Annotated in this window: 23 protein-coding genes and 1 tRNA gene; 11 read left to right on the top strand and 13 right to left on the bottom strand. The window is 38.7% G+C overall.

Translation table 11 applies throughout. The features are described from left to right. Positions 1 to 367 precede the first annotated feature (367 nt). Positions 368 to 2,062: a single-stranded-DNA-specific exonuclease RecJ gene (gene recJ, locus IQ282_RS10120; protein ID WP_194851743.1), complete on the top strand. Its 1,695-nt coding sequence runs from the start codon at positions 368 to 370 to the stop codon at positions 2,060 to 2,062. A gap of 2 nt (positions 2,063 to 2,064) precedes the next feature. Here the strand turns inward: recJ and IQ282_RS10125 are convergent, their stop codons facing one another. The 3 genes from IQ282_RS10125 to IQ282_RS10135 all read right to left on the bottom strand — a co-directional run bounded on the left by IQ282_RS10125 (position 2,065) and on the right by IQ282_RS10135 (position 5,200). Continuing rightward, positions 2,065 to 2,472, bottom strand: coding sequence for a response regulator (locus IQ282_RS10125; RefSeq protein ID WP_194851744.1), 408 nt, complete (start codon positions 2,470 to 2,472; stop codon positions 2,065 to 2,067). 1 nt (position 2,473) lies between these two features. Beyond that, positions 2,474 to 4,297, bottom strand: a complete 1,824-nt coding sequence (locus IQ282_RS10130) for a PAS domain-containing sensor histidine kinase (RefSeq protein WP_194851745.1) — start codon at positions 4,295 to 4,297, stop codon at positions 2,474 to 2,476. A 141-nt stretch (positions 4,298 to 4,438) separates the two neighbouring features. Continuing rightward, the gene (locus IQ282_RS10135) at positions 4,439 to 5,200 is read right to left on the bottom strand and encodes a UDP-2,3-diacylglucosamine diphosphatase (protein WP_194851746.1); all 762 of its coding nucleotides are present in this window, start codon (positions 5,198 to 5,200) and stop codon (positions 4,439 to 4,441) included. A 187-nt stretch (positions 5,201 to 5,387) separates the two neighbouring features. Here IQ282_RS10135 and IQ282_RS10140 point away from each other — a divergent pair, with 187 nt between their 5' ends. From IQ282_RS10140 to IQ282_RS10155, 4 genes are all read left to right on the top strand, one after another. After that, complete coding sequence (locus IQ282_RS10140; protein ID WP_194851747.1) at positions 5,388 to 6,524, top strand: ATP-binding protein; 1,137 nt, start codon at positions 5,388 to 5,390, stop codon at positions 6,522 to 6,524. After that, positions 6,521 to 7,264 (top strand): metallophosphoesterase, encoded by a 744-nt coding sequence (locus IQ282_RS10145; protein WP_194851748.1) that lies wholly within the window; start codon positions 6,521 to 6,523, stop codon positions 7,262 to 7,264. Before IQ282_RS10140 ends, IQ282_RS10145 begins: the two co-directional genes overlap by 4 nt. Positions 7,265 to 7,410: 146 nt before the next feature. Then, on the top strand, positions 7,411 to 8,541 hold the full coding sequence (locus IQ282_RS10150) for an SPFH domain-containing protein (RefSeq protein WP_194851749.1): 1,131 nt from the start codon (positions 7,411 to 7,413) through the stop codon (positions 8,539 to 8,541). 314 nt (positions 8,542 to 8,855) lie between these two features. Beyond that, positions 8,856 to 9,950: a DNA helicase PriA gene (locus IQ282_RS10155; RefSeq protein ID WP_194851750.1), complete on the top strand. Its 1,095-nt coding sequence runs from the start codon at positions 8,856 to 8,858 to the stop codon at positions 9,948 to 9,950. Positions 9,951 to 10,164: 214 nt separating this feature from the next. Here IQ282_RS10155 and amaB read toward each other — a convergent pair whose 3' ends face one another. The 7 genes from amaB to IQ282_RS10190 all read right to left on the bottom strand — a co-directional run bounded on the left by amaB (position 10,165) and on the right by IQ282_RS10190 (position 16,699). Further along, a complete protein-coding gene (gene amaB / locus IQ282_RS10160; protein WP_194851751.1) occupies positions 10,165 to 11,718 on the bottom strand; it encodes an L-piperidine-6-carboxylate dehydrogenase in 1,554 nt (517 codons plus the stop codon). A 46-nt stretch (positions 11,719 to 11,764) separates the two neighbouring features. Continuing rightward, on the bottom strand, positions 11,765 to 12,520 hold the full coding sequence (locus tag IQ282_RS10165) for a DJ-1/PfpI family protein (protein WP_194851752.1): 756 nt from the start codon (positions 12,518 to 12,520) through the stop codon (positions 11,765 to 11,767). A 29-nt stretch (positions 12,521 to 12,549) separates the two neighbouring features. Continuing rightward, entirely contained in the window at positions 12,550 to 13,545 is a 996-nt protein-coding gene (locus IQ282_RS10170; RefSeq protein ID WP_194851753.1) for an NAD(P)H-dependent glycerol-3-phosphate dehydrogenase, read from the bottom strand. A 473-nt stretch (positions 13,546 to 14,018) separates the two neighbouring features. Then, positions 14,019 to 14,606, bottom strand: coding sequence for a nicotinate (nicotinamide) nucleotide adenylyltransferase (gene nadD, locus IQ282_RS10175; RefSeq protein WP_194851754.1), 588 nt, complete (start codon positions 14,604 to 14,606; stop codon positions 14,019 to 14,021). Beyond that, entirely contained in the window at positions 14,593 to 15,192 is a 600-nt protein-coding gene (gene gmk / locus IQ282_RS10180; RefSeq protein ID WP_194851755.1) for a guanylate kinase, read from the bottom strand. Before gmk ends, nadD begins: the two co-directional genes overlap by 14 nt. Continuing rightward, positions 15,193 to 16,059, bottom strand: a complete 867-nt coding sequence (locus IQ282_RS10185) for a YicC/YloC family endoribonuclease (protein ID WP_194851756.1) — start codon at positions 16,057 to 16,059, stop codon at positions 15,193 to 15,195. It lies immediately after the preceding gene. A 40-nt stretch (positions 16,060 to 16,099) separates the two neighbouring features. Continuing rightward, on the bottom strand, positions 16,100 to 16,699 hold the full coding sequence (locus IQ282_RS10190; protein WP_194851757.1) for a Crp/Fnr family transcriptional regulator: 600 nt from the start codon (positions 16,697 to 16,699) through the stop codon (positions 16,100 to 16,102). A 412-nt stretch (positions 16,700 to 17,111) separates the two neighbouring features. Here IQ282_RS10190 and IQ282_RS10195 point away from each other — a divergent pair, with 412 nt between their 5' ends. The 5 genes from IQ282_RS10195 (at position 17,112) to hemF (ending at position 21,956) form a co-directional block, all read left to right on the top strand. Further along, positions 17,112 to 17,783 carry a uroporphyrinogen-III synthase gene (locus IQ282_RS10195; protein WP_194851758.1) on the top strand — a complete coding sequence of 224 codons (672 nt, stop codon included), beginning with the start codon at positions 17,112 to 17,114 and terminating at the stop codon, positions 17,781 to 17,783. Next, positions 17,770 to 18,789: a uroporphyrinogen decarboxylase gene (hemE, locus tag IQ282_RS10200; RefSeq protein WP_194851759.1), complete on the top strand. Its 1,020-nt coding sequence runs from the start codon at positions 17,770 to 17,772 to the stop codon at positions 18,787 to 18,789. The genes IQ282_RS10195 and hemE overlap by 14 nt, the downstream gene beginning before the upstream one ends. A gap of 111 nt (positions 18,790 to 18,900) precedes the next feature. Next, positions 18,901 to 20,127, top strand: a complete 1,227-nt coding sequence (locus IQ282_RS10205; protein WP_317174196.1) for a TrkH family potassium uptake protein — start codon at positions 18,901 to 18,903, stop codon at positions 20,125 to 20,127. 107 nt (positions 20,128 to 20,234) lie between these two features. Beyond that, positions 20,235 to 21,014 (top strand): EI24 domain-containing protein, encoded by a 780-nt coding sequence (locus IQ282_RS10210; protein ID WP_194851760.1) that lies wholly within the window; start codon positions 20,235 to 20,237, stop codon positions 21,012 to 21,014. A gap of 27 nt (positions 21,015 to 21,041) precedes the next feature. Next, positions 21,042 to 21,956 (top strand): oxygen-dependent coproporphyrinogen oxidase, encoded by a 915-nt coding sequence (gene hemF / locus IQ282_RS10215; RefSeq protein ID WP_194851761.1) that lies wholly within the window; start codon positions 21,042 to 21,044, stop codon positions 21,954 to 21,956. Between the two features lie 174 nt (positions 21,957 to 22,130). Here hemF and IQ282_RS10220 read toward each other — a convergent pair whose 3' ends face one another. Then, positions 22,131 to 22,583 carry a 6-pyruvoyl trahydropterin synthase family protein gene (locus IQ282_RS10220; RefSeq protein WP_194851762.1) on the bottom strand — a complete coding sequence of 151 codons (453 nt, stop codon included), beginning with the start codon at positions 22,581 to 22,583 and terminating at the stop codon, positions 22,131 to 22,133. Positions 22,584 to 22,951: 368 nt separating this feature from the next. Further along, positions 22,952 to 24,286, bottom strand: coding sequence for an MATE family efflux transporter (locus IQ282_RS10225; protein ID WP_194851763.1), 1,335 nt, complete (start codon positions 24,284 to 24,286; stop codon positions 22,952 to 22,954). A 78-nt stretch (positions 24,287 to 24,364) separates the two neighbouring features. Here IQ282_RS10225 and IQ282_RS10230 point away from each other — a divergent pair. Further along, a tRNA-Ala gene (locus tag IQ282_RS10230) sits at positions 24,365 to 24,438 on the top strand. Between the two features lie 385 nt (positions 24,439 to 24,823). Here IQ282_RS10230 and IQ282_RS10235 read toward each other — a convergent pair. After that, positions 24,824 to 25,300 carry a YqiA/YcfP family alpha/beta fold hydrolase gene (locus IQ282_RS10235; protein WP_228547286.1) on the bottom strand — a complete coding sequence of 159 codons (477 nt, stop codon included), beginning with the start codon at positions 25,298 to 25,300 and terminating at the stop codon, positions 24,824 to 24,826. Positions 25,301 to 25,313 lie beyond the last annotated feature (13 nt).

Raw genomic sequence — 25,313 nt, forward strand, 5'->3', positions numbered from 1 at the left:
TTTAGTATTTAGAGAAGTGCTCTTTCTAAAGAATATTAGAAACTGACGAAACATCCAGGTGTTAAGTTTGCATGACATTTTAATCTTAATCTTCCAGCCATAAACTTGACTGTCAACAAACAATTTAAGTAATGTTTGAGTTGGTAATTTTATTAAATTAAGAAGTAAAAATGAGTTGAGATTTCTTTACTTAACTCTCCGGAAATTCCAAACCGAGAGAATCTCACCGCTTTATTATCTCCAGTATAAAAAAAGCTTTGTTGAATTGTTTTCATTCTATCCATGTGTGTTATTAATGAGTAGTAAATACTTTTTTGAAACACGGGAGTCTGTCTTTTAATTTCTAATTTGCAATTGAAATTTCAATATGCGCTGGACTCTTAAACCACTACCAGATCCTAAATTACAAAACAAGCTTTCTAACGATCTGAATATAGATCCAGTTCTTGCTGGCTTGCTGGTACAACGAGGCGTAGACACTTTCGCGAAAGCGAAATCATTTTTCCGCCCCTCATTAAACGAGTTGCACGACCCATTTCTAATGAAAGATATGGATCTTGCGGTTACACGCATTCAGAAAGCGGTTGAAAATCAAGAGAATATTCTAGTTTATGGTGATTATGATGTGGACGGTACGACTAGTGTTGCACTGGTTTCCTCATTTCTACAATCGTATTATCCCAAGGTAGCTACTTATATTCCAGATCGTTATGAGGAAGGTTATGGTGTAAGTTATCAAGGTATCGAGTTTGCTCATGACAATGATTTCACTCTTATCATCGCTTTAGATTGCGGTGTTAAAGCCATTGATAAGGTCGCTTATGCAAAGGAAAAGGGAGTTGATTTCATCATTTGCGACCACCACAGACCTGGAAAGACGTTGCCTGATGCAGTGGCTGTCCTAGATCCCAAACGAGCAGATTGCGATTATCCCTTTGATGAGCTTTGCGGCTGTGGTGTTGGTTTCAAATTATGTCAGGCGATAACGAGTTCTAATAATTGGAATTTTGATATACTAATTCCCTATTTGGATTTAGTAGCAACAGCAATAGGTGCAGATATTGTCCCTATAAATGGAGAAAATAGGATTCTTGCTTTTCACGGTTTGCATGTGATTAATACGAGCCCACGGGCGGGTTTTCAAGCTATAATTTCGCAATTAAATAAAGATAAGCTTACAGCAACTGATGTGGTTTTTACGATCGCTCCACGTATCAATGCCGCTGGTCGTATGAAACATGGACTTCATGCGGTACAGTTACTAACGGAAACGAACCTAGAGAAAGCTGTGAAATTTGCTAAAGAGATTGAACAATTCAATACAGATCGTAAGGAAACAGATCGCTCTATTACCATTGAGGCGCTAGATCAAATATTGGATTCTTGCGAGACAGAGCGGTACTCTACGGTAGTTTATAATCCAGAATGGCACAAAGGGGTCATAGGAATTGTAGCGTCCCGATTAATGGAAAAATATTACAGACCTACACTAGTGTTTACTAAAAGTGGAGATTACCTCGCCGCAAGTGCTCGTAGTGTGAGAGGATTTGATGTTTATAACGCGCTGGAACAATGCTCAGAGTTTATCGAGCAATTTGGTGGACATATGTATGCTGCAGGTCTTACTCTAAAAGAGGAAAACTTTGAAGCTTTCAAAAACCGATTTGAAGAGGTTGTTTGTGGAACAATTAAAATGCAACAACGTACGGAGGAAATATTGATTGATTGTCAGCTTCCATTTAGTTCTATCACGAATAAATTCTACCGCATACTTCAGCAAATGGAACCATTCGGTCCAGAGAATATGACACCCGTTTTCCTAACAGAAAAAGTGATAGATACCGGTTACGCAAAAACAGTAGGAGCTGACGATAATCATTTGAAATTATGCATTACAACGCAAAAGAAGAACGATTTGAAATTTAACGCTATCGGTTTTAATCTGGGAGATAAATGTGATTTGATTAAAACTCAAAAAACTTTCAGTGCCGCATATTCCATTGATCTCAATACATGGCAGGGTGTTTCCAGCTTACAGTTGCGACTGCGGGATATTCAGTAAATCTAATCGGTGTTTTCAGAGCTATTCACCATCATGATATTTTGTAAGCTCTTTACTGAAACAGGTTTTATGATGAAATCATTGATATCCTTATAAAGTTTAGACTTTTCTTTGTCTCTGGGATCGATGGATGAACTTACCATATAAAGAGTAATTGATGTTCTATCTGCTACATGAACAAATTCATCTAGAAACTGCCATCCATCTAAAACAGGCATATTTATGTCTAACAATATAATGTCTGGATAATCTTTAACACAGTTGATCAATTGCAGTTTTTCTAAAGCATCCCTTCCATTATTAAACACATCAATTTTATGAGCGAGATCGTTTTTTTCTAACAACCTCTTTATTGTGAAAGTATAAATCGCATCGTCATCGATGATCCAGGCGTGTGTTTTGGCCATCATATTACAATGTTATTTTAAAGGTGGTTCCTACATCTATCTGGCTCTGTACTCTTATGCTACCGCCCATAGCTTCTACTTGATTTTTAGTCATGTAAAGTCCTAAGCCGCGAGCATCTGCATTGCCATGGAATGTTTTATACATCCCAAATACTTTATGTCCATTAAGCTTCATATCAATGCCTTTCCCATTGTCCTGAAAGATAATACGACACTTGCCATTATATTTGAATGCCTTGATAACAATTCTCGTTTGCACGTTTTTTTTGCGGTACTTGATACTATTTGTCAAAAGGTTGAGTAAAATACTTTCTAAGTATGCGGGCGATGCATCTATGGTAAAATCATCATCCACATCCACATCCACATTCACATTATTTGTTTTAATGTTCGTAGAAATGTTCTCCATTACTTTAAAAATGTTTTCTTTAAGATAAATAGTACTAAGCTCAATTTTATCAGTATTTAAGGCGACAACTTGGTTTAAATGGTCAATAGTTTCTGATAGTTGTGTGCTGGATGAATTCAATAGATGAATGATGCTATTCTTATCTGCTTCTTTAGTTTCTTGTTGATATAACTGCAACAAAACCTCAAAATTACTGGAGTGAGATCTCAAATTATGAGATACTATGTGTGCAAAATTAAGTAGGCGTTGGTTTTGTCGTTCCACATAGGAGGTAAACGTTTTAAGCTCCTGTTCTTTCTTTTTGATTTCAGAAATATCCACAATCTGAATGACGAGATCAACTGGATCGCCGTTTTCATCTTCTATTAAAGTCCCTACTATGGAACATATAACAAATCTACCTGTAGATTTTTTAAGGTTTATATCAATGGTTAAGTGATCAATTTTCTTATTGAGTAGGTCCGTAACAGAATTGAAAAGAACGGGAAATTCAGTTTTAGAAATAAACTCGCCCAGTGAGGCTGTTTTTATATGTTCTTGGTCAAAATTAAGTAATTCGCAAATAGATGGATTTGCTTGAGTAATTTTTAAATCTATGGGATCAATCACTAACATGCCAACTCCTGAGGCTTCAAAAACATCATGGAATTTTTTTGACGCATGTTTAAATCTTATATCAGAGGTGACCTTATCTGTAATATCTTCAAAAGTTCCAAACTGTCGTATGCAATTACCTTTGAACATTTCTGCCTTCATCACACTGCGCACCCATCTTTCATTTCCTTTTGCGGTAATGATTTGAAGGTCGACGTCAAACTGCTCGCCAGTAAGACGGGATGTGGTAAACATTTGCGTGATAATTTCCTGATTAATACCGGGCTTGTAAAAATTTAGTGCAGACATTACATCTGGTACATAGTCTAAATCTAGCTCATGGATTTTTTTAGTGACATCTGACCAGTATAACTCTCCCGTCAAATAACTAATCTCCCAAGATCCTATTTTTGCTTTGTCTGATGCATCTAAAAGAAGTTGATGCTCCCTGTCTATCTTCAACCTAGCATTCATGGATTCGGTAATGTTTTCTGATGTCATCACCATTCCATTAACGATCTGGCTTTTATCATAAGTGGGATTAACACTCCATCTAAGCCACAATTCGCTTCCATCTTTCCTGATAAATTTTTCAGCGGCATTTGATTCGTAACAACCAGATAAGACACGCAAATGTACTTCACGCCAGTTTTTACTAGTATTCGGGAACAGATCGTAATGGTTCATTCCTACGATATTATCAAGATTTAATTTATGATCATCGCACCATTTTTTAGAATGGATGATATAATTTAAATCCTTATCAAGGTAAGCTATAGCTATGGGAGCTTGTAGTAATGAAGGATTAGGGGGAGAGTTGTCCATGAGGGGAATTGGAAAAATGAAAATAGATAGTTTTAAACAGTATCTAGTTGAATTAATATCAAGCTTTCTAAAAATAGATAAAAGACACTAACATCCGATTAAAACCATTGATAATCATCTTAAAATAGCTTTTAATCGATTTTATTTTGCTTCATATTTTATTAAATCAAAGCTTTTCCCGTCATAAACTCCATAAGTGTAGTGGTTTATCCAATCTCCCAGGTTGTAGTATGTCGATAAATCGTTGAGGTTAATTTTCATAGGTAGATGACGGTGACCAAAAATGAAATAGTCATAATGCCTAGAATCTAATTTACGTTTGGAATACTGAGCGAGCCACTCTCTTTCCTCCCCTAAAAACACCGCATCCTCATCACCTGAAATTATTTTATTCTTGACTGATAAGTGTCTCGCAAGTCGCACTCCCAGATCAGGATGGATCCATTTAAAACACCATTGAAAAAAGGGATTTGTAAATACCTTCTTCATCCGTTTGTAGCCTTTGTCGCCAGGCCCCTTGCCATCACCATGACCTATCAGGAATCTTTTACCATTGAATTCAAATTCTTTGGGCTCATGATAAACGGGAATACCTAGCTCATCCTCAAAGTAACCGAACATCCACAAATCATGATTGCCTACAAAAAAATAAATGGGAATACCGCTATCACGTATTTCGGCGAGTTTCCCCAGCACGCGCACTTGACCTTTGGGAACAACGGTTTTATACTCAAACCAGAAATCGAACAAATCACCTAATAAAAAAATCGCAGCTGCGTCTTCCTTTACCATATCCAGCCATTGCAAAAACTTGCGTTCCCGCGGTTTGCTTAATTTTGGGGTAGGAGCGCCCAAATGATTATCACTGGAAAAATATATTTTTTTACCTTCAGGAATTTGCATGGGTTCAAAGATAGGAATATCGTAGAGTTGAATACAAACCAGACACTTTCTACCGATCAACTTTTTATTGGAATGAGGCTTTCGCAGCTCAATAATGGCGCTAAAAGTTTTTCCGTGTTCGCTTTCGCGAAAGCGTTTTCATCACAAAGCCATATTTAAATCAATGTCATGAACTATATTTAAGTCCATGATTAACAAGCGTCTTCTCGTTAAAAACCTGCTTGCTCACAACGATGAGAATAGTTTTTATGATAAGAAATTGCGGGTAGATCTGTCCCATAAGGAAGGCAAAGCAAAGTTTTTGAAACATATTTGCGCGCTTTCAAACTCAAATCCCGCGAATGATAGCTTTATAGTGGTAGGTGTGGATGACCGCAAGAATGAAATTATAGGAGTGGATTTTTTTGATGATTCAAAACTTCAAAATTTGATCAATGCATACTTAGAAAACCCACCATTGGTACAATATGAAAATGTACCATTCCCACATTTACCGGCAGATAAAGTAGTGGGGTTAGTAACCATACGAGCTCAAAACGGCATTACAGCATTGCGTAAAAATATCTGGAAGTATTATGGTGGAGCCGTTTTTTTTAGGGATGGAAGCATTTCAATGCCTAAGGATTTTGGCATCAGGGTAGAAGATGTAAACTCTGCCATTGTTGCAGAAATTGAGAAGAATGCCAGCAATAACATTGAGTTGACCCTCGATAGAGTGCAAGATTTTATGAACCGGCGAGAAAATGGCTTAGAAGCTTTTTATAAAGTTTTCAAGGAGCAATTTGTGATTTGCTGGTCAGGAAAAGTAAGGCTCAAAAACGACCAGGAATATTATTACCGGGTGGATATTGAGATGGTTAACGAGCACGTTAGGTTGTTTTACAGCACCCTTGACGAGGTTCAGATAAGCTATGACGAGCATAGTTTTAGTATTCTGGAGTTTGTGGAATTAGGCCTGGGAGACCGTCAGACTTATTACCCGTTAGAACGACAAACCTTCCGGTTTTTTCCAAATGGCACTTATAAGTTAGAAAATAAGATTTTATTTAATCCGCCATATTACGATAGAAAAACTTTGCACCACATATACAATGCAAATTTATCCTTGTTGGCAAAAATAGCCTTAGGCTCTGATTTAACAGCAAGAGAGCTTATTGACTTGCGCAACATGCCAGAGACGATGCTCATTTGTCAATTCAATAATGTGGGGGAGCCTATGGAAAAAATGAAGGCACAATACCGTCATTTGAAAAAATATTCTGAAACCTATAAGGCTTATAAAGAGTCCTTGCGTATCTTGAGGAAGGTAAAATATAATTCTTGAGAACACTTGTTATAGGAGACATTCATGGCGGTTATCGCGCATTGAAACAATTACTGGAGCGACTCGATTTGCAGCCAGATGACCAGCTCATCTTTATGGGGGACTATGTGGATGGATGGTCAGAAAGCTATGAGGTTATTGAGACCTTAATATCGCTTTCGCGAAAGCGGAAGCTCGACAATCATACAGCTCCTATTTTTCTACGTGGCAATCATGATGAGTTGGTACTTGATTTTCTAGTCAAAGGAGAAGAAAATGAACAATGGTTGTACCACGGCGGCTCCAGTACTGTAAAGAGCTATGCAGATAGAACAGATGCTGAAATTGCAATACACGTTGCATTTCTCACAGATGGGTTGATTAATTTTCACGAAGACAGAAATAACGGCTATTTCCACGCGGGATTTCACAACCTAAACGGTCCGCATTATGAATATTATAAAAACCTGCCCTACTGGGATCGATCTCTTTGGGAAATGGCATTGTGTATAGATCCAAATCTCGATGTAGATCATCCCAGATTTCCAAACAGATTAAAGCTTTACAAAGAAATATTTATAGGTCACACACCTACAACGCGACTGGATTCAATGGAACCTTTAAATGCAGCTAACATCTGGAATGTAGATACGGGAGCAGCTTTTACTGGGCCATTGACGGCATTGTGTGTAGAAACAAAAGAATTCTGGCAAAGCGATCCACTACCAGGTTTATATCCAGATGAAAAAGGTAGGAATTGATCTTTCATAAGACGAAACGATCAATATTTCTCAAATTTTAGTTTTCATAGAATAACTGATGCAGACGAAATTGACGGTCCACAGTATTACACATTTTTACTAACTTCAAACCTTGAATGTAAACCAGCCAACCTAAAACCTAACCCATGGGAATATTTGATAAAATAAAAGAAAAACTCAGCCACGAATTCATCGATATTATCGAATGGCTAGATTATACGGACGATACTATTGCTCATCGTTTTGAACGGTATCAGAATGAGATTAAAAACGGAGCAAAACTGATCGTGCGCGAGGGGCAAACCGCCGTTTTTGTAAATGAAGGCAAGCTTGCTGACGTTTTCAAACCTGGAACTTATGAGCTTACCACAGAAAATATGCCCATTCTTTCCACGATTAAAGGATGGAAATACGGTTTCAACTCGCCTTTCAAAGCTGAGGTCTATTTCGTCAACACACATTTGTTTACAGATGAGAAATGGGGAACTAAAAACCCCATTACACTTAGCGATGAGCGCTTTGGGCTTGTGGAGATTAGAGCCTTCGGGACCTATGCTTTCAAAATTGCTGATGCCGGTAAATTCATTGTGGACATCGTTGGGACTGACAATAACTTTACCAATTTTGAAATTAATGAACATTTAAAAAGTCTCATTGCTACCAGGTTTACAGACACGGTAGGCGAGGCAAACCTCCCTATTGAACTTTATGCAGCAAACACATCAGAGCTTTCTGATACCTGTCGCGAGGTTATGAAACCAGAGTTTTTGAGCGTTGGAATCTCCTTAGAGAAATTCTACATCGAGAATGTTTCCATGCCAGAAGATCTCAAGAAAGAGATCTTTGAATACAGCCGCATCGATAAAATTGACCTGGATAAGCTAACCAAATTCAAAACTGCTAAAGCGATTGAAGCAGCAGCCCTAAATGAAGGCGGAACGGCAGGTGCAGGAATGGGGATGGGAATGGGATTTGTGCTAGCACAGCAAATGGGTGGCATGATGTCACCACAAATGGGCGGCCAACAAGTTGCACCTCAAAATCAAGCCGCAGCCATGCCGCCACCTATGCCACAAGCAGTTCAGTATTTCTATGCTGCAAATGGCGTACAAACAGGACCAGTACCCTTTGATCAATTACGCGCATTATTTGCAGGAAGAACCGTGAATCGTGATACTCTAATATGGAAAAGTGGTATGGAAGCCTGGAAACCATTGAATGAAGTAGAAGAGTTGAAGACGTTCTTAGGAGGGAATACGCCACCGCCTCTGCCATAAATCTCAAATCTCAAAAAAAATCCAATTCCGATGTCAGTTCGAGTGCAGTCGAGAACATTTGTGTAAATACATTTCGCTAGCGAAAATTGCCTATTCTCGATTTGCTCCTTCTGCACCGCTCAAGTAGGAACTCAAATCTCGTGTTGCCGATTTTTAAACTGAATATTGATAACTTAATCCACATCGTAATTTTGAATATTGACAATCGGCAAATAGATTGCCGCAACCAAAACAGAATATGTCATAGGAAATCAAGTTTTACGAAGTAAAACACAAATCAACAATTGGCAATCGTATGAACCAACCCTGACCTTGTGAGTTCAAAAACAACAAATTCCGAAAGAAAAAAATCCTGTGTCAATTGCGGCGCAGAGTTGACCTATGAGCCGGGAACGGATACGATTACCTGTGATTATTGTGGGTATGTAGAAAATATTGATCAAGAGATCCAACCTTTTAAGGAGCTCGAATTGCGCACCTATTTGGATGCTATGGGAGCGCAATCCCACTCTATGGAGATGACGATGTTACATTGTTCCAATTGTGGCGCGACCCAGCATGTAGAGGATAATTACAAATCACTTCATTGCGTGTATTGTACGGCACCGCTAATCATTGAAGATCAAGTTACGGAGAATTGGATCCTACCAGGAGCAGTAGTGCCCTTTTCATTTAAGGTAGATAAAGCGCACCAGATTTTTAAAAAGTGGGTGGACGGATTGTGGTGGGCGCCTAATAATTTGCAACGCGCCAGTTTGAGCCCAGATTATACAAAAGGCCTTTATGTGCCTTTCTGGACCTTTGATGCACAGCTTTCCTCTAGCTATTCTGGTGAGCGAGGTGATTATTATTATGTAACCGTAACTCGAGGTTCAGGAAAGAATAAGCGCACCACTCAAGAAAGACGCACCAGGTGGTCCTCTGCCTCTGGTAACATCTCCGGTTTTGTAGATGATACCTTAGTTCAAGCGACAATGAATCAGTCCATAAAGCTTCCCGGTGCCGTGGTGCGTTGGAAGTTGGAAGATCTCAAAACTTTTGATACCAGCTATCTCGCCGGTTATGTTACAGAAAAGTACACGATACCATTGAGGGACGGGCATTTAAATGCCACCGAAAAAGCAGAAGATATTGCCAAAAACTGGATACGTCAGGACATAGGTGGGGACGAACAGCGCATCGACGATATGGATATGAAACTTGCAGACGAGACCTTCAAACATGTCTTGCTACCTCTTTATATAAGCTCCTATAATTTCAATAACAAACGCTATAGCTTTTATGTCAACGGCCAGACCGGTGCGATATATGGCTATCGTCCTTATTCGTTTTGGAAGATATTCCTGGCGATCTTAGCCTGCTTGATCGTTGTGGGAGCTATCGTTTTTCTCGTAAATATGAATTCATAAGAAGTAGGGAAAGTTCGCTTTCGCGAAAGCGGAATATTTACAAAAGTGAGTGTATAAAAAATCAGGGAAGCCAAATGAGAACGCGTTACACCTTGATTGAGATTTACCGAATGATTCAAATTAAATTATAAAAAAACCCTGAAATAGATTCAGGGTTTGATAATGAACAGAATGTAATATTGATTAGCCTCAGCAAATCAATAACTATAAATTTTTACAACTCAAATTTAATACCTTGTGAAAGAGGTAATTCTGTTGTGTAATTGATAGTGTTCGTTTGTCTTCTCATATATACCTTCCAGGCATCACTACCAGACTCACGTCCACCGCCAGTATCTTTCTCTCCACCAAAGGCGCCGCCTATCTCTGCACCGCTTGTTCCTATATTGACATTAGAAATACCGCAGTCAGATCCAGCAACGCTCAAAAAGTGTTCTGCTTCTCTCAAGTTATTTGTCATGATCGCACTGGACAATCCCTGATTCACACCATTTTGCAATTCTATCGCATTCTCAACATTACCGCTATATTTCAATAGATATAATACGGGTGCAAATGTTTCATGCTGGACGATTTTCATATCGTTGCTAGCTTCTGCAATCGCTGGTTTAACATAGCAACCACTTTCAAAACCTTTACCTTCTAAAACGCCGCCTTCCACGATGATCTTACCACCTTCCTTCACGACTTGTTCGAGAGCGTTTTGATATCCCTTAACGGCATCTTTATCGATAACTGGCCCTACATGATTGTTCTCATCCAGCGGGTTACCTATTTTCAATTGTTTGTAGGCATCTACAACGGCTGTTTTTACTTTATCATACATGGATTCATGAATGATTAAGCGTCTGGTTGATGTACAACGTTGTCCAGCGGTTCCCACAGCACCAAACACAGCGCCTATGACCGTCATTTTAATATCAGCATCCGGAGTTACAATGATGGCATTGTTACCACCTAATTCCAACAATGATTTACCTAAACGTTCCCCTACTTTACTCGCAACGATTTTCCCCATTCTTGTGGAACCTGTAGCGCTGATTAAAGGAACACGTTTGTCCGTTGTCATCATCTCGCCTACTTTATAATCACCGTTTATTAAACAAGAAATTCCCTCTGGGAGATTGTTGTTTTTGAGGACTTTGGCAATGATATTTTGACAAGCAACTCCAGTCAAGGGAGTTTTCTCACTTGGTTTCCAGATACAAACGTCACCAGAGACCCACGCTAGAGCTGTATTCCACGCCCAAACGGCAACGGGAAAATTAAAGGCACTAATAATTCCAACAACTCCTAAAGGATGGTATTGCTCGTACATTCTATGGCCAGGACGTTCAGAATGCATGGTCAATCCATGCAACTGTCTTGAAAGACCTACTGCAAAATCACAGATGTCAATCATCTCCTGAACTTCACCCAGACCTTCTTGGTAGGATTTTCCCATTTCGTAAGAAACGAGTTTTCCTAGCGGCTCCTTTAAACGACGCAGCTCATCACCAAACTGGCGTACGATCTCCCCACGTAATGGCGCTGGCTTTAATCTCCAATCTTTAAATGCTTTTTGTGCGGCATCAATGACTTTCTCATAGTCTGCGGCAGTGGTTGTGGTAACTCTTGCAATTTCTGCTCCATCCACTGGAGAGGAAGAAATAATTTCATCTCCGTTTCCAAAATTTTCGTTTCCCGTAGAAGTTCCTTTGTTTACTTTTTGAACGCCCAATTGTTTTAGGGCTTCATCAATACCAAAAGCTTTCGCTATATCTGACATGTAATCTGTTTTTTAATGATTTTTAAATTAATATGGAAAAGAATATTTATTCTTTCCAGTCTTGAAGTCTTTCAAGGTACAAATAGCTTTCCACAAATTTCCTATGTTCTGGATTTGTCATTTTTTCTACCAGATTCAAGGCAGAAATATAACTAGCTAGATTACCATTAGAAGAGCTGAATTTTCCATCCTCTACAAAAGTTACCGCACCATCATCCTGTACCTTTAAGTTGGGATAATCTTTTTGTAACTGTTCACCACCGCCTATCCAGGTAACAATCTTCTTTCCATCTGCAATACCAGATTCACCTATAAGTTGAGCTCCAGCGCAATTGCTCACGGTATAAGTGGTTTCTTTATTTTTCTTTATTATAAAATCTACAATTTCCTTATTATGAACCTGCGCATACATATCATAGGCGCTGGGCACAAAGAGAGCAGTCAATTTTGGACAGTTTTCAAAGGTATAATCTGGAACGAAGTGCATTCCTTCTTCCGTGGTAATCGGGTTTTTCGTTTGCGCAATTGAAATAACGTTGAAAAGCCGCTCACCGCTTTCACTGGCTTTTGCAAAAACATCAGAAGTGGCAATGACCTCACTTTGAAGAACACCGTTATACATTAAAAGTCCAATTGTAGGTAGCTTAGGATCAAACGGTCTCAAATGTTTCGTCAGTGTATCTGATTCCGTTTTTATGGAATCCTTACTTTCAGTCTTAGTGCTTTTATCCGTTTTGTCTTTGTTACAGCTTATTAATAGAGCGATACAAAGAAATGTAATTCCTAGGTGTAACTTATTCATTGCTTTATTCCTCGAGGTTTGAACGCTTATTAATCCAGCTTTTCCGATAATTTTTTAAATGTTTTCTTTGGGTTCTTATTCTCGTAGAGAATTTCATAAACTGCATCTAAAATAGGTGTTTTTACCTCGTGCTTCTGGATGATTTCATAAGCACTCTTAGTGGCATAATAACCCTCTGCAACCATGCTCATCTCTAGTTGCGCACTGCGCACTGTATATCCTTTTCCGAGCATATTGCCAAAAAGTCGGTTCCTAGAAAAGATGGAGTATCCAGTAACCAGTAAGTCGCCCAGATAGGCGCTGTCGTTAATATTACGCTTCATCTTGTGAACCTTTTTGATGTAGCGCTTCATTTCACGTATCGCATTAGACATCAATACACTTTGAAAGTTATCTCCATAACCTAATCCATGAGCGATACCAGCAGCAATGGCATAAATATTTTTAAGAACCGCGGCATACTCTGTTCCTATTATATCATCACTAATCTTGCAATTGATATAATCACTCTCAAAATAAGCAGCGAGTTGTTGTGCTTTTTCTTGATCAGCACAGGCAACAGTGAGATAGGATAAGCGCTCTAAAGCCACTTCTTCTGCATGACAAGGGCCTGTGATAACGCCGATGTCGTTGAGGTCTAACCCGTAATTTTTACTGAAATATTCACCCACAATAAGACCAGCCTCTGGCACAATACCTTTAATGGCAGTGACTACCGTCTTTCCCTCAAATGTCACCGTTAGCGGCTCAAGCTCTGAATGCAGAAACGCACTGGGAATGGCAAAAATGCAGACATCAGCATACGTAACGATTTCATTAATATCATTTGACAACTTGAGTTTTTCAATGTCAAATTCTACACTGCTCAGATAGTTGGGATTATGATCATTGCGTTTTATGTGTTCAATTGCATAAGCACTGCGCATGTACCACCCCACTTCATTGAGATTTTCACACAGCATTTTTACTATAGCAGTAGCCCAGCTACCGCCACCTAAAACTGCTATTTTAAGATCTTTTTCCATAAAAAATGATAATAGGTAAAGATACCATTTTTAGCTCTAAGGCTCTTAACGTTTGCCAGGGTGATCATAGTTGTATGTTACTTGAAATATTTCGCTTTCGCGAAAGCGAAAACAACATCTTCATTCAAAAATTGTTTGAGTTATGTATCAGTAAACAATCTGCGTAATTCAAACGGGCTGAAAGTGTAAAGCTGTGAATTAACAAGCATTTAACCGTGGTTTGTGATTGTTTAGGCAATGATTATTTCGATCTTTACAATGATGTGAATCACAATAAGGGAGTCTAGGTTTAGTCAAAAAAAATTGATCTTATTTCAATCTAAAAATTTCTATTTCGGCTAATAATTGTTCTGCAACTTTTCCGGGTGGTTTCAAAAATATTAAATGAAAAATTAAGTCTTTTATTAAAAAGACAGAAGATTTGGTTGGTTGGAAGCCGCCTGTTTACCTATCAAATGGTTGCGGGCGGTTTTTTATTTATAAAAACTCATTTCTTCTATATATTGATAAACTTTATGATGCAAAAAATAGGGTAGATCTTGTCCAGCGGTAATGCCATTTCTAATCATGGTGGATGAAATCTCCATAATAGGGGCATCAATTTTAATAATGGAAGGATGATTGATTAATTCTTCAGGCACCTTCCCTGCAGAAATCCTAGGGTAAACAATGATGCGATAATCCTCCAACAACACCTTGTAATTTTTCCATTTAGGTAAGCTTTTCAGGTTGTCCTCTCCCATAATTAGAAAAAATTCCTTTTCAGGATATTTTTCTTGAAGATGAATCAAGGTATTCACGGTGTAATTAGGTTGTGGTAAATTGAACTCTATGTTACTAGGTTTAATTTTAAAATATTCCTGTGTAGCAATTTCAACCATATGTAATCGCTGATAATCCTCTAGTAAAGAATTCTTTTTTTTTAGCGGATTATGAGGCGTAACAACCATCCATATTTCAGAAAGCTCGCTATTTTCTATAAGGTAGTTAGCAATAGCCAGATGGCCTATGTGAACAGGGTTGAAGGTTCCAAAGTATAGGCCAATTCTATTTTTCTTCATCGCTAGGCACTGATTTTGAAATAAATTCCTGAACAACCCTTATGGCTTTCTCCTTTGCCTGTGTAAGGTCATCGTTTTTAATAATCACATCAAATTGCGGTGCTGTTGCCATCTCAGTGCTTGCTTTTGCCACACGCATTGCAATTTTCTCATGAGATTCTGTCTTTCTTTTTTTCAAACGTATCTGCAATTCATTGATGGAGGGTGGTTTGATAAAAATAGCCAACGTCCTTTCAGGGAACTTCTTTTTAAGTCTCAAACCACCTACAACGTCAATGTCAAAAATTACGTTTTTGCCTTTTGCCCACAGGCGCTCCACTTCGGTTTTGAGCGTTCCGTAGAATTGGTCTTGATAAACCTCTTCAAACTCTAGGAAATCCTCGTTACGTATGCGGTTCTTAAACTCCTTAATTCCTAAAAAATAGTAATCTTTTCCATCTTTTTCATTGCCTCGTGGTTCTCTAGAAGCTGCGCTTATTGAAAAAGCAAGATTCAATTCTTTTTGTTTTAATAAGTGGCGTACTAACGTTGTCTTTCCTGCCCCAGATGGCGCGCTAAAAACGATTAGTTTAGGTAATACTTCCATTTATAATACGTTAAGCATTTGTTCTTTTATTTTTTCTAACTCATCCTTCATTTGAACCACCATTTGCTGCATGGCAGCATGGTTTGCCTTACTGCCTATGGTGTTGATTTCCCGACCTATTTCCTGAGAGATAAAACCAAGTTTCTTGCCTTGAGAATCTGGCGTTTCCATGGTTTCCTTGAAATAATTAAGATGATTTTTGAGTCTTACTTTTTCCTCTGTGATATCGTATTTTTCTAGATAATAGATAAGCTCTTGTTCAAACCTATTCTCATCTACCTTCTCTTTTAGATCTTCAACAGCTTTCTCAAGACGGGTACGAACCTCATCTAATCGAGATTTGTCTTCTTTGATCACTTCATCCAGTAAATTAGAAATATTAGAAATACGTTTTTCAAATTCGCTTTTTAGAATACTACCTTCCTTATTGCGAAACTCATTAACTGCTTGCAAACAATTTTTAAAAATGTCTATAATAGCCGTGAACTCAGTTTCATCAACCTCAGTTTGAGTGCTGATAAAGACATCTGGGAACGTAGCGGCAATTTCTACCAGTTTGATTTTTTCATTATCGTTGATCTGATCGATTGTACAGAGCTGGGAGATGTAGGCCTCAATTTTGGCGATATCTAATTGCTGTCCAGAGGTGCTTCCTGTTTCCTCTATATAAAGGGATACATCTACTTTTCCCCTAGAGAGCTGTGCGGCTATAATCTGGCGTAATTCAAGCTCTTTCTCGCGGTAGGCAGATGGCAGTCTTAAGTTTAGATCTAGGGTTTTACTATTCAACGTCCGTATTTCTACTGTAATCTTACGTTGTGGAAGCTGGCTTACAGACTTGCCATATCCAGTCATGGATGTAATCATGCTATTAAATTAAGCAGGCAAAGATAAAGGAATCATTAACCTAGCTCAAATTGTAAGCCTCTTGATCCATTTTACCACGCAAACGACTTAATGATTGCTGCCGTATTCCCAGATAGGAAGCTATATCCTTAAGCGGCAGGCGCTCTTCCATATGCTTGTAACGATCCATGAATTTTAAATATCTCGTCGTTGCGTCATTTGTAATCATGCGGGATTTTTCATCCAGCATTTGATGGTATCGTCTCATCATTATTTTCTGAAAAGCAGGAGAAAGTCCAGGATATAATTTGTTGATATACACAAAATCCTGATGCTTGAAGCACATAACCTCACCAGCCTCAATGCATGTAATTTGTATGTTAGAAGGGGTCTGATCTATAAAACTATACATAGAGGTAATGACATCATTCTCTGCCGTAAAACGTACCGTATGAAGATCACCGTATTCATCTATGATAGATCCTTTAACGATACCAGACTTGACAAAATAAATATTGTCACTCACTTCACCTAGATGAAGTATGATTTCCTTTTTTTTAATTTTAACCACTTCTAACATGCTGAATATTTCAGTAGCATATTTTAAGGATGGCTTATCGCCATCACCCGTTAGGTCGAGAAGAAATTCTGGTAACTGCATTATATTTTTACTCTTTTCATTGTAAATATCGTATAAATCAACCTTTTACACAAAAATTACGATACATATTAAAACTTTTATTTAAAGCTATAGGAATACAGGAATAACTTAATATTTCCATTCTTAAAACCATATACCAAAATATCAATTTTAGTTTTTCAAAAATTAATGAACAGGAGGTTTGATAAGAATCAATCACAATAGCCTTTCGTAAACAATTATTATGTCATGTTTTATGAAATCTCTTACACCATAGTTGGAAATAAAATTCATTTATAAATCGACAGTTTTAACTTACTGGAGATTAAAGTATTGGAAAACAATACATAAACACTCGACTTATTTCAATTGCAAATCGATTAAATGATGCTTTTAATCGGGATTTGATATTTGATATGTAAATTTGATACTAATGAAATTAACCGTAGGCACACTTGTATCCACAAAGAAACTGAGTTTTCCGCAGCAGCAACTTGTGGAGCATAGTGGTGTGGGTCTCATTCATTACGATATTCTTAAGATCAAAACACGGTTAGTTAATGAAGTTCCAGAGAACCTGATGAATGTTATTATTACCAGTAAAAATGCCATTCCTGCGGCAGTACACTGGAAAGATCACATCAAGAATATTTACTGCGTGGGCGATACGACAGCTGAAAAGTTGGTTTTCAATGGATTTCTGCCTCAAATGGTAGCTTCTGATTCTAAAACTCTGGCCGATAAGATCATTTCAAGTAATCCCGACCACACTTTTACCTATATGTGCGGTGATCACCGGCGGGATGAAATTCCGCAGTTATTTGAGGAAAATGAAATCCTGTTAAATGAGGTAATTGTTTATGAATCTAAGGTCGTTGAGAAGGCCTTTGATCGTATTTTTGCAGCGGTTTTGTTTTACAGTCCTCGAGGGGTTTACGCTTTCGCGAAAGCGAACAAGCATCAACCACAGTGCGCAGTTTGCATAGGCGAAACGACCGCAGAAGCAGCGCGGGAAATGTTTCCCAACGTGGTGATTGCGAACAAACAAACCGTTGAAAATGTATTGACAACCGCCATAAAACTATTGCGAGATGATAAAAAATGATTTGTTCCTACGTGCTTTAAAAGGAGAAACCGTTGAGCGACCTCCCGTGTGGATGATGCGCCAGGCTGGACGTTATTTGCCGGACTTCATGAAATTGAAGGCTAAATATGACTTTTTTACCCGTTGCCAGACTCCAGAGCTCGCTACAGAAATTACCGTGATGCCCATTGATCAAATAGGTCCTGATGCGGCGATTCTTTTTTCAGATATTCTAGTCATTCCTCAAGCTATGAATATTCATGTGGAAATGAAACCAGGGATCGGACCATGGTTGCCTAATCCCATTAGAACTGCCGCAGATCTTGATAGAGTTGTAGTTCCAGATGTTGCAGATTCCTTGAGTTATGTGATGGAAGCGATTGATATGACTAAGGATGCGCTCGCTAATCGAGTGCCGCTTATAGGTTTTGCAGGATCACCATGGACGATTTTATGTTACTGCGTTCAAGGTCAGGGAAGCAAGAATTTTGACAAGGCTAAGGAATTCTGTTTTACACAACCAGAGGCGGCACATGATTTATTACAGCGCATTACAGATACAACTATTGCCTATTTACATGAAAAAGTGAAGCATGGAGTAGATGCAGTTCAGGTTTTTGACTCTTGGGGTGGTATGTTATCGCCTGTGGATTATCAGGAATTTTCCTGGAAATACATTCAGCAGATTATTGACTCCTTAAAGCCGGTAACAGAAGTTATCGTTTTCGGTAAAGGCTGCTGGTTTGCCTTGAATGATATGGCTAAAAGTGGAGCAGCGGCATTAGGGGTTGACTGGACCTGTAGCGCCCGCAATGCACGCTATCTTTCTGGTGGTAATATTACCCTTCAAGGTAACTTTGATCCCTCTCGTTTATTCTCGCCACCAGCGACGATTAAAAAGATGGTAAAGCAGATGATTGATGAATTTGGCAAGGACAAATTTGTAGCAAATCTAGGTCACGGTATTCTACCTAATATTCCCGTAGCAAATGCGCAGGCATTTGTAGATGCGGTGAAGGAATACTAAAATGAAAAAGGTATTTAGAAAGTACAATCGGTTTCTATTAACACTTACCCCACAAAGAAACCTAGTTAAGGATTTTTTATCTATAATCTCATTGGTGCGCTTTTACTATGCATGCCTTTCTCCAGAAAAACGGACTTGTCCATAGTGGATATGTTCTTTGCATCTACCTCAGCCATTTCTACCACAGGATTGTTGACCTTAAGCATGGCTGATGATTTCACGTTGTTCGGTCAGATGGTGATTATGTTGCTCTTTCAAATAGGCGGTATAGGGTACATGACATTTACCACTTACATTTTAATTAATACAAGTAGGAAAGCTTCTCAATGGCGCACGCGCATATTAGGAGCAGCATTTTCTATACCTAATACACTCAAGCTTCAACCATTTTTAAAGTCGGTTATTATTTATACGATCCTGTTTGAAACCCTGGGGACTGTATTTTTCTACATAGGTTTTGCAGATCAAGATTGGGGATTTTGGGAACGGCTTTATAACAGTTTATTCCACAGCATTAGTGCGTTCTGTACCGCAGGATTTAGTCTGTTTAACTCTGGTTTTACAGAATATGTAGGCGATGGCTGGATTAACTTTACCATATCTTTTCTCGCTATTGCTGGCTCTTTAGGGTTCATTGTATTTACAGATCTATGGCTCAAACTCACTCAGAAAGCCCATCGCGTGAGTTTTACTTCTAAACTGATCGTATCAGGATTCTCTATACTATTAATCATAGGAACGGTTATTACTTTTTTCGCGGAGCCAGAAGTGGTTGCCTTAGACATGCCTACTCGGTTTTATGCCGCCTTTTTTCAGCCTATGAGCGCTATGACAACTGTAGGTTTCAATACTATGGATTTTGGGGCTTATGGGCTTCCCGTGGTTATGATTACCATCATGTTGATGTATATAGGAGCATCGCCATCCGGTACCTCTGGAGGGTTGAAGATTACCACATTAGTAGCAACCATAGCTTATTTACGCAGTAAGTTGAAAAACAGTGTGGATGTTACATTTTTAAACAGACATATTCCTAATGAGCGGGTAAGTGTTGCCGTTTCTACCTTTATATTTTACTTCATGATCAGTTTTCTTGGGATACTGTTATTGACTTTTACTGAAATCCAACCGCTGGAAAAAATTGCTTTTGAGGTATTGTCAGCTTTGGGAACGGTAGGATTATCCATGGGAATAACGGCAGATTTGACATTGTTTGGTAAAATTGTGGTGATCTTTTTGATGTTTGTTGGTAGATTGGGCGTATTGACCTTTGGGCTTGCTATAAGTAGGGCCTACATTGATCATGGGAATGTTAGAGATGAAGATATTGCGGTTTAGGTAATACGATAAAATTCATTTTCCAATGTAGATCATACAAAGTGATAAGATTAATAATGCCGTCTTTATAAGTTTACAACACAATTGAAAATCTGATTGAGTCTATAATGATCAAGAACATCCTGACTGCACTTAAAGCTTACGGCTCCAGTTTTAAACTGATGAGCACATTAGGGCTGTGGAAATATTTTTTGGTTCCTATGTGCATCAGTTTTTTGTTTGCTGTATTAATAGGATTTGCGGCTTATGGGTTATCCGATAATCTTGCTGGTTTTTTAGCACGCATTTGGATCTGGGAAACAGGATCACAAACGTTTACCGCTTTCGCGGAAGTTTTAAGTGTGATCTTCATTGTTATCATAGGACTGTTAGTGTACAAGCACTTTGTAATGGCATTGAGCGCTCCATTCATGTCGCCGGTTTCTGAGAAGATAGAGAAATTCCTGTATCCAGATTTGCAGCAGGATGCCACGCACCGTGTTACTTCTAATGCTTCACAACTTTATCGTGGGGTCCACATCAATATCAGGAATCTGGGTTTTGAATTACTAATAACTATTCCATGTTTACTTCTTAGTTTGATTCCGGTTTTTGGGATTGTTTTTTGGATTATTGGATTTCTTGTACAATCGTATTACGCAGGATTTGGAAATATGGATTATACACTGGAACGCCACTTTAAGTACAAGGACAGCATTCGTTTTGTAAAGAGCCATAGAGGGTTTGCCATAGGTAACGGTATTGTTTTTAATGCGGTATTGTTGATTCCTATTATTGGAATAATTCTAGTGTTGCCCATATCTGTCACCGCAGCCAGTAAAACAACGCTAGAGCTGTTGCATCAACAAAAATTAGGTAGAGTTCCCTCGCCAGACGTTGCGGTATAAAGTAACTTTGTAGATTATACAGATTATATGGATTCCCAGAAAGACGCCTTTTATTCGTTCATTCAAGAACTTCAAGATACCATTACTGCCAGACTGGAACAGCTGGATGGTAAAGCCACTTTTCATCAGGATGAATGGCATCGGGAAGAAGGCGGTGGCGGTCTTTCAAGAGTTATTCAAGACGGTGATGTATTTGAAAAAGGAGGCGTTAACATAAGCGCTGTTCACGGTGCGCTTCCTGCAGCGATGCAAAATTATTTCAAAGTTCCTGATGCCGATTTTTATGCCACCGGAATCAGTCTGGTGATTCATCCTTTGAATCCTATGGTTCCCACGGTTCATGCAAATTTTAGATATTTTGAGATGTATGATAAGCTGGGTGAAATGGTGGATTGCTGGTTTGGTGGTGGACTGGATTTGACACCTTATTACCTGTTTGAAGAAGATGCTCAGCATTTTCATCAAGTTTGTAAAGACGTTTGTGATCGCCATGCCGTTGCTGATTATGAGCTGTTCAAAACTAAATGTGATGAATATTTCCACAATCCACACCGCAATGAGGCACGAGGAATAGGTGGACTGTTTTACGACTATTGTCGCGCAACAGACGAACACTCCATGAAGGACTGGCTCGAATTCCAAAAGGACATGGGAAGCCATTTCTTAGAAGCATACATTCCCATAGCGGAAAAAAGAAAAGATCTAGATTATACACCAGAAAACCGAAAATGGCAGGAAATACGCCGTGGTCGCTATGTAGAATTTAATCTGGTTCACGATAAGGGAACTCTTTTCGGTTTAAAGACAAATGGAAGGATTGAAAGTATCTTAATGAGTTTGCCACCTACGGTGCAATGGAAATATGACCATCATCCAGAAGCTGGTTCTAAAGAAGCAGAGCTTGTTGCCGTATTAGAAAATCCTAGAGAATGGGTATCCTAATACCCCAAATCTTAAAAGAAACTAGAGGTTAGAGACAGTGATCAAGAATTTGTAAAATTTTGTTTTGCTTACTTCGAAAAGCTTTGCACCGCGTCGCAAAACTTGATTAGTGAATGCCTATATTCATAAGGGTAGACTTAAGTCTACCCTTATGAATATATATATAATTGAGAATTACAAATTATCACTCGCAAACCACTCAGCATAGCTGGTTTCAGTTTCTCTTAAGCGCAAAGAAAATAACTGGATGTTTTCCGGTAATCTAGAAGAAATTTTCTCAGCAAAATCCTGAATCATCATTTCGCTAGTAGGCTGGTAATCGGCTAGGATTACATCGTGACCGCGAGATTTGAGCTCTGCCGCAAGTTCCACGTGTGGGGAGTTTTTATTAAAAACCGTAGCATGATCAAATGGATCTACCACTTCTTCTTTTACAATTTTCTTCAAATCGCCAAAATCGATAACCATTCCATATTTTACATTGCTGGAATCGTTGATGGGTTGCCCTAAAACTGTCACTGCAAGTTTATAGCTATGTCCATGTACATTGCGACATTTCCCGTCATAACCATGTAACGCATGGCCTGTTTCAAACGTAAATTCCTTAGTAATTCTAACAGTTCCCATTATCGGTTTTTAAAGAATTTTTTATAGACCACAACTACGATCAGAATAATTCCGATAAACAGAAAGATCCCAACGCCACCCATAAATCGAGAGAGCTCAATAAACCAATTACTTTCCTGGAGTAACACAAGCATGGATTTTAATTTTGTTGTAAAGATACTATTTTGGGGTTCATTATCGATGCTGGAGCTTGCGTTAGGGACCTGCCTGCTAAAAGACACGACAACCACGTTGTAATGAAAATCCTTTTTAGGGAATGCGCTGCAGCTCTTAAAAAGATTAAAACGGATAGCTCGCTAGCAGGGAACATTTTACATCATTATCAAAACAGACTAATTCGCTTTCGCGAAAGCGAAATCACATCTACATCAAACCATCTTATCCAGTCTTTTCTTGAACTTGAAATGTAGAAAAGCAGCCCTGCCAATCATCCATGCAAAAAATGCAAACCAGATCGCCTTGAGCTCAAAACCCAGATAATCAAATGCTAGTAAAACAGGCACAAAAATTACTAAGGTAACCATCAACAGAAGATTGCGCAGGTATGGTGCCTCGCCCCAACCCTTGAAAATACCATCATAAACAAAGGCAACGGCATTAATGGGTTGCATGATTAAAATGATGAAAAAGGTTTCAACAAACAGCGCGTCAACGCGAGCATCATCTGTAAACCAACTACCTATATAATTGTAAAACAACGCACAAAGGAGCGCTAAAACGATAGAAACACCTACACCAAACGTGTTTGTCTTGACCGCAAGATATTTCAGGGAAGCCCGATCCCCAGCTCCCAGCAATCTGCCGCCTATGGCATTTCCCGCATTAGCAAACCCATCGATAAAGAAGGAGAAAAACAGCCAGATGTTCATGAGAATGGCATGGGTCGCGGCTTCTTCCACTCCATAAGAATTTGCATATCTATAGGAGAGGTAGATGCAAACGTTGATCGCCACGGTACGCAAGAAGAAATTTGCCGTGAGTTTTATATGTTGGCCCAGTAGGAAGTGAGGTGTCCATTTGTGAATCCACAGGGAGAATGGGGTTCTTCTAAAGAAATAAAACAGAGCAATAATAAGCATGGTAGATTGTGCTATCAAGCTGGCAATAGCGGCGCCTTTCAGTCCCAAAGGATCTAGGACTCCTTCAATTCCATAGACCAACAAATAATCCAAAATGACATTAACAAGCGCACCAGAAATACTGGCAATCATTGCCCAGTGGGTATTCTGCAGCCCACGGAAAATCCCGAATATTGCAAAGGCACTCAAGGTTAATGGAAATCCTAACGCACGTATTTGATAATAGGAAGCGGTGAGTTCGAGAACGTCTCCCTTAGCACTGTACAAACTGAATATAAAAGTTGCCAGTGGCGCTGTTATAGCATAGATAATAATGCCCATTAAGATATTTATCCATATCACTTGTGGGATCAGATCATTGATTTTGTCTAGCGAATTGTTTCCCAGCGCTTTTGATACAATGCTGGATATCGAGGTTTTGGTTTGGGCGAGTGTCCATATTACCGTACTCAAAAAAGCTCCTGCCAGTCCAACAGCTGCCAGCGCATCCACGCTATTATTTTCCATGTTTCCTATGATCGCAATATCGGTAATGCTGATTACCGGCTCTGCAATCCCAGCGATAATGGCTGGAAACGCGAGTTTGAGAATATCATTTGTTGAAATGTTGATGGCTGGTTTCACGATGCAAACTTAGGATTTATGAATTCAATTACGCCTCGCAAAATCATCGGAAAGTGTATATTTGCCGTCTCAAATTTTGGGGGATTAGCTCATTTGGCTAGAGCGCTTGCCTGGCAGGCAAGAGGTGACCGGTTCGAATCCGGTATTCTCCACGATCACTCACGACTGCGTCGTGAATGAAAACATAAGAAGCCCATCAAGTAATTTCACTTGAATGGGTTTTGTTGTTTTTATGCACCAGCCTTTTTTTAGGCGGGCAGTTGTAATTGCAGTACTGGAGATCAACGGATCTGCAATCCGCTTTTTGAAATGTAGAAAAACTGGATCATACCTATTAAGAAGCCCATCAAGTAATTTCACTTGAATGGGCTTTGTCGTTTTTAGGCACCAGCCTTTTTTTGACTGGCAGTTGTAATTGCAGGACTGGAGATTAACGGATCTTTGTTCAGGCTTCTAGTTTACCTCTTTCAGGAAGTATTCTGTTTTCCTAAAAGGGAAAGTTCAACTCGATTTGTAATACGTATTTGACTTTTAAGTTCACCTACTTTGAAGTATCTCAAAATGTTTTTTAAAGATAATAAAGGGAGTTCTATGTCCATTTTCCTCGAAGGTGTGAATAAAATTGGCTTCTTTGCTTTTCAAATAATTTATTGTTTGTGATGGTATTACAACATCATCGTGAACTCCTAAAACAATAGTGTGTAAAATGCTCTCGTTACTGACCATTTCCACAGGCGGTTTGCGAATGTTATTTCTTTCTAATGATGGATTAAATAGTAAGCTGGGAATTTTAAATAAATTGCTTAGATGATAACCCAGATGACCACCCATACTACTTCCTATGATAAGATCAACTTTAGTTTCTTCACAGATTTTTTTCAGATCTGAAAAAATGTTTTCCGAATTATTTTCATAATTAAGAAGCGGGTGAAAAACAGCATGAGCTTCTTTAAGCCAGTCAATCTTATCAGATATATTTCTGGACATTAAACCATGTAAATATAGAATTGTCATTGTTTTCCTATTT

It is taken from the genome of Nonlabens antarcticus (genome assembly GCF_015356755.1).
Taxonomy (GTDB): Bacteria; Bacteroidota; Bacteroidia; order Flavobacteriales; family Flavobacteriaceae; genus Nonlabens; species Nonlabens antarcticus.